Below are 12,319 nucleotides of genomic sequence, written 5' to 3' on the forward strand. Positions count from 1 at the left end.
GAATTGGTAGGCTGTTCCCATGATGTCGACTCCGATGGCGCAGAAGAGACGGGAGCGAGGTTTCCTTGACGGTCAATTCCTGATCGCCATGCCGGGAATGTTTGATGCCAATTTCGCCCGCACGGTGATCTTCATCTGTGCCCATTCAGACGACGGCGCGATGGGCTTTGTGCTCAATCGGCCTCAACAACTGACCTTTCCGGACGTGTTGCTCCACCTCGATATTCTCGACGAGGAAGAGGCGATCCGGCTTCCGCAGATGACACGAGACTTCCAGATTCAGGCCGGCGGACCGGTTGAGACCGGGCGCGGCTTCGTGCTGCATTCCGACGACTATCTGAGCGATTCCAGCATTCCGGTCAGCGATGACATCTGCCTGACGGCAACGCTTGATATCGTCCGCGCCATTTCGCGCGGGGAGGGGCCAGTCAGGGCGACGATGATGCTCGGCTATGCCGGCTGGGGTCCGGGGCAGCTCGAGGCGGAAATCACCCAGAACGGCTGGCTCACGAGCCCGGCACGCGAGGAACTGATCTTCGACAAGGCGCTGGACGACAAATACGACCGGGCGCTGGCGCTGATGGGCGTGTCGGCCGCGATGCTCTCGGTGGACGCAGGTCACGCCTGATCGCCGTCTTAGCCGGCGTTCTTCAATCATTCATGCTGAAATGAAAAGCCCGCCGGGCTATAGCCGACGGGCTTATGGCGATCTGCGCGCTGAGCGGCGTCGTGTTGCCGAACTCACGCCCGCTTCATCAGCGGAAAGCGCTCCTTCAACAGTCGCTGGATCGATTCCGAGCCGATCGGCGGGCCGAAGAGGAAACTCTGTCCGTAGTCGCAGCCCATCTGTGAAAGCTGGATTGCATCGTCTTCGGATTCGATACCCTCGGCCACCACCTGCATGTCGAGCTCACGCGCCATGGTGATCACCGAGCGCAGCAGGATGCCGCGCTTGTCGCTCGGGTCGCGCACCAGCGCTTTGTCGATCTTGATCGTGTCGAAGGGGAAGCGGGTGAGGTAGGAAAGCGACGAATGGCCGGTACCGAAGTCGTCGAGTGCCAGTTTCAATCCGGCTTCCTTCAGCTTTTCGAGAACGAGACGGGCCTGCTCGGGATTTTCCATCACCAGCGATTCCGTCAGTTCCATCTTCACCTTGGCGGGATCGCAGCGGTTTTTGGTGAGAATTGCGCGGACGTCGTCATAGAGCTCGTTGTTGAGCAGCTGCGCGCTCGAAAGGTTGATCGAGACGAAGATCGGCAGGTCGCCGGCCTGGACTTGCCATTCCGTCAGATCGCTCGTTGCCTTGTCGAAGGCGAACATGCCGAGTTGGTTGATGAGGTCGGAATTCTCGGCAATCGGAATGAACTCGGTCGGCGAGATGTTGCCGCGCTTCGGATGATCCCAGCGCATCAGCGCTTCGAAACCGGCGATCTCGGCATCATTCAGCCGGACGATCGGCTGATAGACCAGCGAGAGCTCCTTGCGTTCGATCGCCCGCTTGAGATCGGCTTCGAGCTGAAGCCGGTCCGATCCAGAAGTACGGAAAGCAGGGCGGAAGGGCTCGACACGATTGCCGCCTTCCTTTTTCGCCCGGAACATGGCGAGCTCGGCATCGTCGAGCAGGCCTGCTGCGCTTTGCTCCTGGTCGAGCCAGGAGACGAGGCCGATCGAAGCCGTCAGGTTGATTTCGCGGTTGCCGTAGTTGAGCGGCACCATGATCGCCTTGCTCACCGCGTCGGCGAAATCCGCGACCTTGGCGGGATCGCGCTCCGACATCAGGATCAGGCCGAACTGGTCGCCGCCGAGGCGGGCAAGCGTGTCCTGCGGGCGCAGGAGCCGCCGCAACCGTCGCGTCAAGGCGATCAGGATGTTGTCGCCGGCGGCGATGCCCAGGAGATCATTGACCTGCTTGTAGCGGTCGATGTCGATTGCGAGCACCGTCGGGCGCACCGAATTGCTGCCGTCGGCCATCAGCAGGATCGCCTGCAGCCGGTCGAGGAAGACCTGGCGGTTCGGAAGGCCGGTCAGATTGTCGAGCAGCGCGTTGTGCAGCAGACGCTCCACGGAATTGCGCTGTTCGGTGATGTCGATGATGGTGCCGACACAGCGGATGATTTCGCCGTTGGCGCCGAGCACTGGCCGGGCGCGAATGGAAAGCCAGTGATAGTGGCCGTCCTCGGCGCGCACGCGGAATTCATGATTGAGCTTGCCGCGGCGGCGCTCCAGAAGCACGTCGAGCGTCGCCCGGAAGCGGTCGCGATCATCGGGGTGCAGACGCGGCAACCAGTTGCGCAAGGGGCCGTGCATGCTGCCGAGCGACAGGCCGAGCTGGGTCGAGATATCGGGCATGGTCACCACGCGGTCGCGCGCGACGTCCCAGTCCCAGACGGTGTCGCCGGAGCCGGTGAGCGCGAGCGACTGGCGTTCGAGATCCGAGAACAGGCCCTGCTGGTAGCCGCTGCCGGCAACCGCATGCTGCATGACGGTGAAGCCGATCAGGAGCACGATGAGGACGAGACCGCCGCCGAGCGCCGGCTGCACGATGTCGTTGGCGAGCTGGCCGGTGACGGTCAGCCACGCGCCGAAGAGCCAGACGAGTATGAGCAGCCAGGCCGGCACCAGAAGGATTGCGCGGTCGTAGCGGTTGAAGCCGAGATAGGCGATCAGCACGATCCCGACGGTTGCCGTCAGCGCGAAGGAGAGGCGGGCGATGCCGGACGCAATTGCCGGATCATAGACGGCGACGCCGAAAAGCAGGCCGAGGCCCAGGATCCAGGCGAGTGTGGCGTAACCCAGATGCTGGTGCCAGCGGTTGAGATTGAGATAGGTGAACAGGAAGATCACGAGGCCCGCCGCGAGGAAGACCTCGGTGCCCGCTCGCCATATTCGTTCGTCGCCTGCGGTGACGCTGATGAGCTTCGACAGGAAGCCGAAATCGACGCAGATATAGGCGAGAACCGCCCAGGCGAGCGCCGCCGTTGCCGGCAGCATCGAGGTTCCCTTGACGACGAAAAGAATGGTCAGGAACACCGCGAGCAGGCCGGCAATGCCAAGCACGATGCCGCGGTAGAGCGTGAAGGCGTTGACCGTGTCCTTGTAGGAGTCCGGCTCCCACAGATAGATTTGTGGCAGCTCCGGCGTCGCGAGTTCGGCGACGAAGGTGATGATGACGCCCGGCGCCAGCGTAATACGGAAGACGTCCGCCTCGTCGCTCGGCTCGCGGCTGAGCGCGAAGCCTTCGCTGGGCGTAATCGAAAGGATGCGCTTGGAGCCGAGATCCGGCCAGAAGAGCTTGGAATTCACCAGCCGGAAATGCGGCGCCACGATCACGCGGTCGAGCGGTTCGGCCGAAACGTTGGCGAGCGCGAACACCGCCCAGTCGCCCTGATGGTCTTCGCTGCTGGAGCGCACTTCGATGCGGCGCACGATGCCGTCGGTTCCGGGCGCGGTCGACACCTGGAAGGCCTCGTTGCGGCCGCTGTAGATCTCGGTCGTTGCCGTCAGGTCGAGCGCGGTGTCCTCGCGCGAAATCTTCACCGGCTCCAGAGCCTGGGCCGCACCGCCGAGCGCGCAGAAAAACGTCGTGAGCGTAATCAGAAACGCTGCCAGCTTCGGGGCTGACCAGGCGAAGGGCGAGCGGGCTAGAGGCATCAAAGGGGCATATTCCTGTTCGGTAGGGCATCGTCGGACAGGAGAGAAAAGAGCACGTGGTCTCGCCACTGGCCATTGATTCTCAAGTACTGTCTTAAGTAGCCTTCACGCTCAAAACCGGCCTTTTCAAGGAGCCGGATGCTTCTTGAGTTGTCCGGAATACAGGCTGCTTCAATACGGTGCAACTCAAGGGTCGAAAAGATGTAGGGAATAGCGAGCCTCAGGGCCGCGTACATATGGCCCTTGCCGGCGTGGCGCGCGCCCATCCAGTAGCCGATCATGCAGTTTTGCCCGGCGCCGCGGCGAATGTGGCCGATGGTCAGCCCGCCGAGCAGCGTCTCGTCTGGCTTGTGGAAAAGAAAGAGCGGCACGGCCTGGCCGGACGAATATTCCTGTTCGTTGCGGATGACCCGGCTGCGAAAGGAACTCTCTGTCATCTCGTCAGTACGCCAGGATGGTTCCCAAGGCTCCAGGAAGGCGCGGCTCTCGCTTCTGAGCTGGTACCATTGCCGATAATCGGCATAGCGCGGGAGCCGCAGCAGATAATTCTGGTCGGCAATTTCGATCGCCTCCGGCTGCCGCGACAGGAACCGAAAAACCGATCGTGTCATAGCTGCCTCCGAGGCCGTCCAGTTTGCGTGCGGGGACCTTTTATCATCCGCCCGGCAGCGCGCCTTTGCGCTGTCACAAACCGAAACGTTGCATAACTTTGCGCGCAAATCGAATCCGAATTTGCGAAAAGACGCAAAGACTTCACCATTTGGATTCGGTGTTTGTGTCCTCGGCGGCCCGGGGCAATTTCAGGAAAAGTGGCAAACGCTTTCCGCCAGGAGTTGCCTGCAGCGCCGCGCGCCTTGTCAGACGCGCAAAGGTCGCTGTAGCACCTTGATTTTCTGCATGTCTTTGTCCTTAAGTCGAGGTCGATTTAAGGAGACATGCAGTCGCCTCGAAACGGCAAGTTCATTTCACGGTTTCGATGAAACCATGAAATGATCTGGGCCTGTTTAGCTGGCGACGGCGTGCGGTACGGCGGCCTTGCCGGTCAATGTCGACAGGATGTCGTTCATCGGGGCGAGTTGTTCCAGCGGGCCGATGGCCGAGAGCGTCGGCGTCGTATCGAAGAACAGCCGGCCGGCAAGGTCGGTCAGACGCTCGATGGTGATGCCGGAGAGGCGCTCCATCAGTTCTTCGTTGGGGATCGGGCGGCCGTAGAGCATCATCTGGCGGGCGATCTGGCCGGCGCGAGCGGCCGGGCTTTCCTGGCCCATCAGCAACTGTGCGCGGATCTGGGCGCGGGCTCGCTCGATTTCCTGCTGCTCGATGTTCATCGAGGACTTACGCAGTTCGTCGACGATGACGGGCATCAATTCCGGCAGGTTCTCGCCGCCGGTTGCCGCGTGCACACCGAAGATACCGGTGTCGGAAAAGCCCCAATGGAAGGCATAGACCGAATAACAGAGGCCGCGATGTTCGCGCACTTCCTGGAAGAGGCGGGAGGACATGCCGCCGCCGAGGATGTTGGCGAGGATCTGCGAGCAATAGAAGTCGCGGGCGTGATAGGCCTTGCCTTCGAAGCCGAGCAGAACCTGCGCGTCCATCAGGTCGCGCGTCTCGCGGCTCTCACCACCGGTGTAGCGGGCGGTTTCGAGCACCGGGGTCGCGATCGGCGTGCGTGGAAGTGAGGCGAAACGCTCCTCCACCTGACGCACGAAGGCGTCGTGCTCGACCGCGCCGGCGGCGACCACGAACATGCGATCGGTCGTATAGTTGCGGCCGAGATACTGGCGGATCTGGTCGGCGGAAAACGACATGACCGTATCGGGGGTGCCGAGGATCGGACGTCCGACGGTCTGGTTGCGATAGGCGGTTTCGGCGAAACGGTCGAAGACCACGTCATCCGGCGTGTCGTCGGCAGCGCCGATTTCCTGCAGGATCACCTGCTTCTCGCGCCGCAGCTCTTCGTCGTCGAAAGTGGATTCGGTGAGGATGTCGGCGAGAATGTCGACCGCCAGCGGCACATGGTCCTTGAGGACGCGCGCATAGTAGGACGTCGTCTCGGTCGACGTGGCGGCGTTGACTTCGCCGCCGACATTTTCGATTTCCTCGGCAATCTGGCGGGCGGTGCGCCGCGCGGTGCCCTTGAAAGCCATGTGCTCCAGCAGGTGGGCAATGCCATGTTCGCCCAGGGTTTCATTACGCGAACCGGACTTGATCCACACTCCGAGCGCCACGCTTTCGAGATGCGGCATCTGCTCGGTTACCACCGTCAACCCGGAAGGGAGCCGGGTGCACTCAACTTTCATCATACGTTTCTTCTCGTTCTTACCCCCGGAGACGGGTGCGCTCGCCGATAAAGGTCTCGACGCTCTTCAGGTCCGTATCCAGGATATCGAAACGCTCCTCCCTGTTCATCAGGTCAGCAAGCCACGTCGGAAGCGCCGGGTCAATACCACTGGCCGATTTTACCGCGTCCGGGAATTTCGCCGGATGGGCGGTGGCGAGCGTCACCATGGGGGCGGACGGCTTCTCGTGCTTGGCGGCGACGAAGACGCCGACAGCGCTGTGGGGATCAAGCAGATAGCCGGTTTTTTCCAGCGTCTTGGCGATCGTCTTGGCCACTTCCTTCTCCGAGGCGCGGCCGGCGCGGAATTCCTTGCGGATGGCCTTCAGCGCCTTGTCGCGAATGGTGAAGGAACCGGACTGCTTGAGGCCGTCCATTGCCGCGCGCACTTCGCCCGGATCACGGTCGTTCGCCTCGAACAGAAGCCGTTCGAAGTTCGACGAGATCTGGATGTCCATCGACGGTGCCGTGGTCGCCTTGACGTCGCGCATCTCGTAGCGTCCGGTCTTCAGCGTGCGGGCGAGGATGTCGTTTTCGTTGGTGGCGATCACCAGCTTGTCGATCGGCAGGCCCATGCGCTTGGCGACGTAACCGGCGAAGATGTCGCCGAAGTTGCCGGTGGGCACCGTGAAGGAGATCTTGCGATCCGGCCCGCCGAGCGCGACCGAAGTGGTGAAATAATAGACGATCTGGGCCATGATGCGCGCCCAGTTGATCGAGTTGACGCCCGAAAGCTTGACGCGATCACGGAAAGCGGCGTCGTTGAACATGGCTTTGACGAGGTTCTGGCAATCGTCGAAGTTGCCCTTGACGGCGATGGCGTGAACGTTCGATGCCTGCGAGGTCGTCATCTGCCGCTGCTGCACCGGCGAAACCTTGCCGTGCGGGAAGAGAATGAAGATGTCGGTGCGTTCGCGGCCGGCAAAGGCATCGATCGCCGCGCCTCCGGTGTCCCCCGAGGTCGCGCCGACGATGGTGGCGCGCTCGCCGCGCTCGGCGAGCACGTAGTCCATCAACCGCGCGAGCAATTGCATTGCCACGTCCTTGAACGCGAGCGTCGAGCCGTGGAACAGCTCCATGACAAAGGCATTCGGGCCGGTCTGGACGAGCGGAGCCACGGCCGGGTGGCGGAAGGTGGCGTAGGCTTCGTCGATCATTTCGCGGAACTTGGCCGCCGGGATCTCACCGTTAGTGAAGGGCTCGAGGACGGCGAACGCGATCTCCTGATAGGATTTTCCGCGCAAGCCGCGGATTTCCTTCTTCGAAAACTTCGGCCATTCCTTGGGGAGATAAAGGCCGCCATCGCGCGCAAGACCGGCAAGCAGTGCGTCGCAGAAGCCGAGAGGAGCGGCTTCGCCGCGCGTCGAGATATACTTCACCATGATTGTCCTTCGTCCCACCTGCCGATCGCGACGACCCTAGAAAGCGGCGCCGCGGTTTGCCCGTCTTATTGCGTCAGTCCTTGACAAAGTCTGCATCTATTCTTGTCACCGACGCAATTTCCGACCGTAGATCAGGTTTCGGAAAATTCGGAAGGGACACGCCGACCCAATCGATTTTTCAGTTTGTCGCTGCTATAGACGATGCCCGAAGGCCACGAAAGGTCTTCCGGCCGAGATTTCGGTCAAGGAGTTTCAACCGGTCCAGCAGAGGTTGTTCAACGTGTTTGGCAAAGTATCCCGGCCTGTTCTCGCAATATCTTTTCTCGCGGTCCTCGCCGGCTGCAACAAGACGCAATCCGGCGGAGCGATCGATGCGGGCGGCAGCGCCACCGCTCCGACGCCAGCCGTCGTCCAAGCCGCGTGCCCGCAGGTCATCCTGCGCGATGGCACGTCGGTGTTCACCAGCTACGCCAAGGGCGCCAAGAACGACCCGACGAAGGTCGTTTATCAGGCCTCTCTTGCCGACACGACGCGCCAATGCGTACAGAGCGAGAGTGCTATGACCATTACGGTCGTGGTCCAGGGCCGCGTCGTCAGCGGTCCCGCCGGCGGTCCCGGCAAGATCACCATGCCGATCCGCGTGGCTGCGACCGACGAGGACAAGACGCTCTATTCCGAGCTGACGCAGCATGCGGTCGAAATTCCTTCGACCGGCTCGACGCAGTTCGTCTTTACCAAGGCCGACGTGACGCTACCGGCAGGGTCCGGTTCCAATGCCACGGTCTATGTCGGCTTCGACGAAGGTCCGCCGGCAAAGGGCAAGAAAAAGTAAGCTGCGATTGCAGCCTGCAAACAAAAACGCCGGGGCAAGCCCCGGCGTTTCTATTTGATATCGCGCTCTAGCTTACTCCGCCGGAACGCTCTTGCCGCCTTCCCACTTGTAGAGCGAGAAAGCCTGCGAGGTGAGGTCGCCGGCTTCGCCGTAGGTCAGCTTGCCGAGCACCGTGTCGATCGCTTCGCCGGACTTGATCGCAGTAGCAACTGCAGTCGCGTCTTCGGCGGAGCCGGCCTTCTCGATGCCGGCCTTCAGCACCTGCACGGCGGCATAGGCGTTGAGGGTAAAGGCTTCGGCCGGGATGTTCTTCGCCTTCAGCGCTTCGACGGCCGGCGCCGATGCCGGGTTGCGGGTCGCGTCGCTGGCGTTGGTGTAGACCGTGCCGGTCGCAGCTTCACCGCCGATTGCCCAGAACTCGGTGTTCGACAGGCCGTCGCCGCCGAAGATCTGTGCCTTCACGCCCTGGTCGTGCATCTGGCGTGCGAGCAGGCCGCCTTCCGGATGGTAGCCACCGAAGTAGACGACATCGACATTCTCGGCCTTCAGGCGGGTGACGATGGCGCTGAAGTCCTTGTCGCCCGGGTTCAGGCCTTCATAGACGACCTCGGTGATGCCGCCTGCGTTGATCGCCTTCTTGAAGCCGTCAGCGAGGCCCTTGCCGTAGGGTGCCTTGTCGTGCAGCACGGCGACCTTCTTGTCCTTGAGGTTCTTGACCACATAGGCGGCAGCGACTTCAGCCTGCTGGTCGTCGCGGCCGCAGGTGCGCAGCACGTTCCAGAGGCCGCGGGTGGTGAGGTCAGGCGTCGTTGCCGTCGGCGTCACCATCAGAATGCCGTTCTCGGCGAGAACGTCGGAAGCCGCCATCGAGGTGCCCGAAAGCACCGGGCCGACGACGTAGCGGATGCCTTCGCCGGCCGCCTGGTTGGCAACCGAAACGGCCTGCTTCGGATCACCGGCATCGTCGAGCAGCTTCAGGACGATCTTCTCGCCGTTGATGCCGCCAGCCTTGTTGATCTCTTCAGCGGCCGTTTCCGCCCCGTTCTTCACCTGCTCGCCATAGGCCGCGACCGGGCCGGTGAGCGGCGTGATGACGCCAACGGTGATATCGGCAAAGGCGAGCGGGCCGAAGGCGACGCTGGCCGCCAGGGTCAGGCCTGTCAACATTGAAAGACGCATAGTGTTTCCTCCTAGAAATACCCCTGATGGGGCTTGCTTGATATGGCCCTCGTGCGCGGCTTTTCGAAAACCGGGGAGATTTTCTAGGGGACGCGACGCGACTGCAATGTGTCATCGTGTCCCTCGACGCCTATTTGGACGCCTGCCGTGGTGGCCGAAGGCTTCTTTTCCGCTCCGGCTGAAGGCCGGGGCGAAAGGGGGCAAAATCGGTCGGCCGCGGCGTCTCAGGCTGTCAGCGATTCCGACCATTCGGAAAGTGCTGCGATCACGCCCGGAAGGGCCGTCATGCGCGAGATCACTGTCTCCGCGCCGGCTTCCGTCAGCTTGTCGGCATGCGACGGGAAGGTGTGGGAGCCGCCGGTGAAGCCGACGACGCGCATGCCGGCGGCACGCGCGCCGTGGATGCCATGCACCGAGTCCTCGATGACCAGCACCCGCGACGGGTCTACGCCCATCTGCTTGGCACCATGCAGGAAGATGTCCGGCTTCGGCTTGACGCGATCGGGTCCGAGGTCGCGCGCCGAGTAGATGCGCGGGCCGAAGTGGTCCTTGATGCCGACCTTGCCGAGCATCATGGCGAGGCGCGCCGAGGTGGAGTTCGAGCAGATGCAATGGGGCAGTGTGAGCTGCAGCAGCATCGGCTTGACGCCGTCGATGATCTTGACGTCGCGCTCCAGACGTTCGTCGAGAATGGTGTCTACCTTGCCGATCAGCGACGCGGAAAGCGGGATGCTCGCTTCCTTCTCGATCTGCAACAGTGTGTTGTGCCAGGTCATGCCGGCAAAACGCTCCGCCATTTCTTCGACGCTGATCGGATAACCCGCTTCGGTGAGCAGCGCGGCTTCGACTTCCGAAGCGATGATTTCGGAATCGACGAGAACGCCGTCGCAATCAAAAATGATGAGATCGATACCGGACATTTGAAACAGTTCCCTGGGAGAAGAAGGCGCCGCAGGCAGGGGGAGGATAGCTTGCGCGGCGCGGGGCTTTCGTACGCCAGAGCTTTATACGAAGGCGGCCGAAAGCTCAACCTTTGGAAATTATCGAAACCGCTGTTCCGCTTGCTCGACAGTATTGTTTCGCGGCTCTATCTGTAGGCGATGGAAAAGCAACAGGACGACACACTTGCAAGTCGCATCAGCAGGGCACTCGCCGAGAGGATCATCTCCGGCATTTTGATGCCCGGGGAGCGCTTGCGGCAGGATCACATCGCCGAGGAATTCGGCGCGAGCCACGTTCCCGTTCGCGAGGCTTTTCGGCGGCTGGAGGCCCAGGGGCTTGCCGTCAGCGAACCGCGCCGCGGCGTCCGCGTCGCCTCCTTCGATCTCAAGGAGGTGAGGGAGGTTGCCGAGATGCGCGCGGTTCTCGAAGTGCTGGCGCTTCGCCATGCGATCCCGCATTTGACGCCGGCGATCCTTGATCGGGCCGAAGCGGCGACGGTCGCCGCCGACACCTCGCGCGACGTGCGCTCCTGGGAAGCGGCGAACCGCGCCTTTCACCGATTGATCCTGCAGCCCTGCGGCATGCCGAGGCTCTTGGCCGCGATCGACGATCTGCATGCGGCCAGCGCCCGTTTTCTCTTCTCCGCCTGGCGCACGAGCTGGGAAGCGCGCACCGACCACGATCACCGCGCGATCCTCGCAGCCTTGCGCGAAGGCCGCGGCGACGAGGCTGCAAAGATCCTGGAACGCCATGTTGGATGGATCGGCAAGACGCCGGTGAGGACAGCGGCCGGCGAAACCCGCGAAGCCTTCTCGATCGTCGGCTAGAAGCAATTCCAGGAAAAGTGTGAAGCGGTTTTCCGTCCGGAATTGCGTCGATTGAGACGCGCAGCCACTACTGCGGGAACAGCTCCGAAAACGCCTTGTCGCCATTGGCCGTAAAGCGGATGGCGCGGCTGTTGGCCTCGCGTTTTGCCCAGCCCTTGTCGATGAACAGCGTCAGCAGCGCTTCGCCCAGAGATCCCGCGAGATGCGAGCGACGCTCGCTCCAGTCGAGACAGGTGCGGCAGATCGGCCGGCGAGATTTTTTCAGTGCCGCATAGTCGATGCCGAGCGCCTCGATCCGGCTCTGGCCGGCCGGCGTCAGCGCCAGGTCGTCACCGGTGATCTCGATCTGCTTCTCGGCAATCAGGCGGTCATACATGCGTACGCCATAGTCGCCGGCGAGATGGTTGTAGCAGACGCGCGCCTTCCGGAGCGCCGGATCCTTCGGGCCTGGTCGATGGCGGTTCATGCCGCGGCTGGCGGCAAAACCCATCAGGTTCTCGAGCATCAGCCCGACTTCGTCTTCCGCGAGTTGGAAATAGCGGTGCCGTCCCTGCTTGCGCTGGGTGAGCAGGCCACCGGCTTCGAGTTTGGAAAGGTGGGAACTGGCGGTCTGCAGCGTGATGCCGGCGTGGGTCGCAAGTTCGGTCGCCGTCAGGGCACGGCCGGCCATCAGCGCCGTCAGCATGTTGGCGCGGGCGGGATCGCCGATCAGCGATCCGATGAGAGCGATGTCAGGACCTTCCTTCATACTTCGATCGTAGTCGAAGCATCCCTATCGAACAAGCGGGCATACTCCACTCATCGAAGGCCCGCAAAATGCCGTGGCCACAAGGAGACGACGATGATCACCTGCTTCATCCGCTACGAAATCGATCCCTTCAAGAAGGAGGAGTTCGCCACCTATTCGCGCAACTGGGGCGAGGCGATCCCGCGCTGCGGCGCTGATCTCATCGGCTATTTCGGACCACACGAGGGTTCGGCGACAACGGCCTACGGGGTCTACAACATCGAGAGCCTCGCGGCTTACGAGGCCTATCGCGCCCGGCTTGCCGCCGATCCGCTCGGCCGAGAGAATTACGCCTTTTCCCGCCGCGAGCGGTTTATCCTGAAGGAGGAGCGAATCTTCCTGAAGAACGTATCTATGCCTGCCGGAGGTAAGTGAAAC

11 protein-coding genes are annotated in these 12,319 nt (G+C 62.3%); 4 read left to right on the forward strand and 7 right to left on the reverse strand.

What is annotated here, in order from left to right; translation table 11 throughout:
• Positions 1 to 22: 22 nt before the first annotated feature.
• Positions 23 to 628, forward strand: coding sequence for a YqgE/AlgH family protein (locus AC070A_RS13525; RefSeq protein WP_057251089.1), 606 nt, complete (start codon positions 23 to 25; stop codon positions 626 to 628).
• 113 nt (positions 629 to 741) lie between these two features.
• Here the strand turns inward: AC070A_RS13525 and AC070A_RS13530 are convergent, their stop codons facing one another.
• The 4 genes from AC070A_RS13530 to thrC form a co-directional block, all read right to left on the reverse strand.
• Complete coding sequence (locus AC070A_RS13530) at positions 742 to 3,651, reverse strand: EAL domain-containing protein (RefSeq protein WP_112995329.1); 2,910 nt, start codon at positions 3,649 to 3,651, stop codon at positions 742 to 744.
• Positions 3,651 to 4,262 (reverse strand): GNAT family N-acetyltransferase, encoded by a 612-nt coding sequence (locus AC070A_RS13535; protein WP_057250658.1) that lies wholly within the window; start codon positions 4,260 to 4,262, stop codon positions 3,651 to 3,653. The genes AC070A_RS13530 and AC070A_RS13535 overlap by 1 nt, the downstream gene beginning before the upstream one ends.
• Before the next feature lie 393 nt (positions 4,263 to 4,655).
• Positions 4,656 to 5,957 (reverse strand): M16 family metallopeptidase, encoded by a 1,302-nt coding sequence (locus tag AC070A_RS13540; protein ID WP_112995330.1) that lies wholly within the window; start codon positions 5,955 to 5,957, stop codon positions 4,656 to 4,658.
• A gap of 16 nt (positions 5,958 to 5,973) precedes the next feature.
• Complete coding sequence (thrC, locus tag AC070A_RS13545) at positions 5,974 to 7,374, reverse strand: threonine synthase (RefSeq protein ID WP_112995331.1); 1,401 nt, start codon at positions 7,372 to 7,374, stop codon at positions 5,974 to 5,976.
• Between the two features lie 280 nt (positions 7,375 to 7,654).
• On the opposite strand from thrC, the gene AC070A_RS13550 reads away from it, so the two are divergent.
• Positions 7,655 to 8,206, forward strand: a complete 552-nt coding sequence (locus AC070A_RS13550; protein ID WP_058320523.1) for a hypothetical protein — start codon at positions 7,655 to 7,657, stop codon at positions 8,204 to 8,206.
• A 72-nt stretch (positions 8,207 to 8,278) separates the two neighbouring features.
• Here AC070A_RS13550 and AC070A_RS13555 read toward each other — a convergent pair whose 3' ends face one another.
• Entirely contained in the window at positions 8,279 to 9,385 is a 1,107-nt protein-coding gene (locus AC070A_RS13555) for an ABC transporter substrate-binding protein (protein WP_058320374.1), read from the reverse strand.
• Positions 9,386 to 9,609: 224 nt separating this feature from the next.
• On the reverse strand, positions 9,610 to 10,305 hold the full coding sequence (locus AC070A_RS13560; protein WP_057250653.1) for an HAD family hydrolase: 696 nt from the start codon (positions 10,303 to 10,305) through the stop codon (positions 9,610 to 9,612).
• 180 nt (positions 10,306 to 10,485) lie between these two features.
• Between AC070A_RS13560 and AC070A_RS13565 the strand changes: the two genes are divergently transcribed.
• On the forward strand, positions 10,486 to 11,154 hold the full coding sequence (locus AC070A_RS13565) for a GntR family transcriptional regulator (protein ID WP_057250651.1): 669 nt from the start codon (positions 10,486 to 10,488) through the stop codon (positions 11,152 to 11,154).
• Positions 11,155 to 11,221: 67 nt separating this feature from the next.
• Here AC070A_RS13565 and AC070A_RS13570 read toward each other — a convergent pair whose 3' ends face one another.
• Positions 11,222 to 11,902, reverse strand: a complete 681-nt coding sequence (locus AC070A_RS13570) for an ArsR/SmtB family transcription factor (RefSeq protein ID WP_113736785.1) — start codon at positions 11,900 to 11,902, stop codon at positions 11,222 to 11,224.
• A gap of 93 nt (positions 11,903 to 11,995) precedes the next feature.
• Between AC070A_RS13570 and AC070A_RS13575 the strand changes: the two genes are divergently transcribed.
• On the forward strand, positions 11,996 to 12,316 hold the full coding sequence (locus AC070A_RS13575; RefSeq protein WP_057250647.1) for an NIPSNAP family protein: 321 nt from the start codon (positions 11,996 to 11,998) through the stop codon (positions 12,314 to 12,316).
• Positions 12,317 to 12,319 lie beyond the last annotated feature (3 nt).

Source organism: Ensifer sp. GW101-20A05 (assembly GCF_059424735.1).

Coding starts and splice junctions, on each gene's coding strand:
- AC070A_RS13525 (WP_057251089.1), top strand. CDS start 23: ATGTCGACTCCGATGGCGCAGAAGAGACGGGAGCGAGGTTTCCTTGAC.
- AC070A_RS13530 (WP_112995329.1), bottom strand. CDS start 3,651: ATGCCTCTAGCCCGCTCGCCCTTCGCCTGGTCAGCCCCGAAGCTGGCA.
- AC070A_RS13535 (WP_057250658.1), bottom strand. CDS start 4,262: ATGACACGATCGGTTTTTCGGTTCCTGTCGCGGCAGCCGGAGGCGATC.
- AC070A_RS13540 (WP_112995330.1), bottom strand. CDS start 5,957: ATGATGAAAGTTGAGTGCACCCGGCTCCCTTCCGGGTTGACGGTGGTA.
- thrC (WP_112995331.1), bottom strand. CDS start 7,374: ATGGTGAAGTATATCTCGACGCGCGGCGAAGCCGCTCCTCTCGGCTTC.
- AC070A_RS13555 (WP_058320374.1), bottom strand. CDS start 9,385: ATGCGTCTTTCAATGTTGACAGGCCTGACCCTGGCGGCCAGCGTCGCC.
- AC070A_RS13560 (WP_057250653.1), bottom strand. CDS start 10,305: ATGTCCGGTATCGATCTCATCATTTTTGATTGCGACGGCGTTCTCGTC.
- AC070A_RS13565 (WP_057250651.1), top strand. CDS start 10,486: ATGGAAAAGCAACAGGACGACACACTTGCAAGTCGCATCAGCAGGGCA.
- AC070A_RS13570 (WP_113736785.1), bottom strand. CDS start 11,902: ATGAAGGAAGGTCCTGACATCGCTCTCATCGGATCGCTGATCGGCGAT.
- AC070A_RS13575 (WP_057250647.1), top strand. CDS start 11,996: ATGATCACCTGCTTCATCCGCTACGAAATCGATCCCTTCAAGAAGGAG.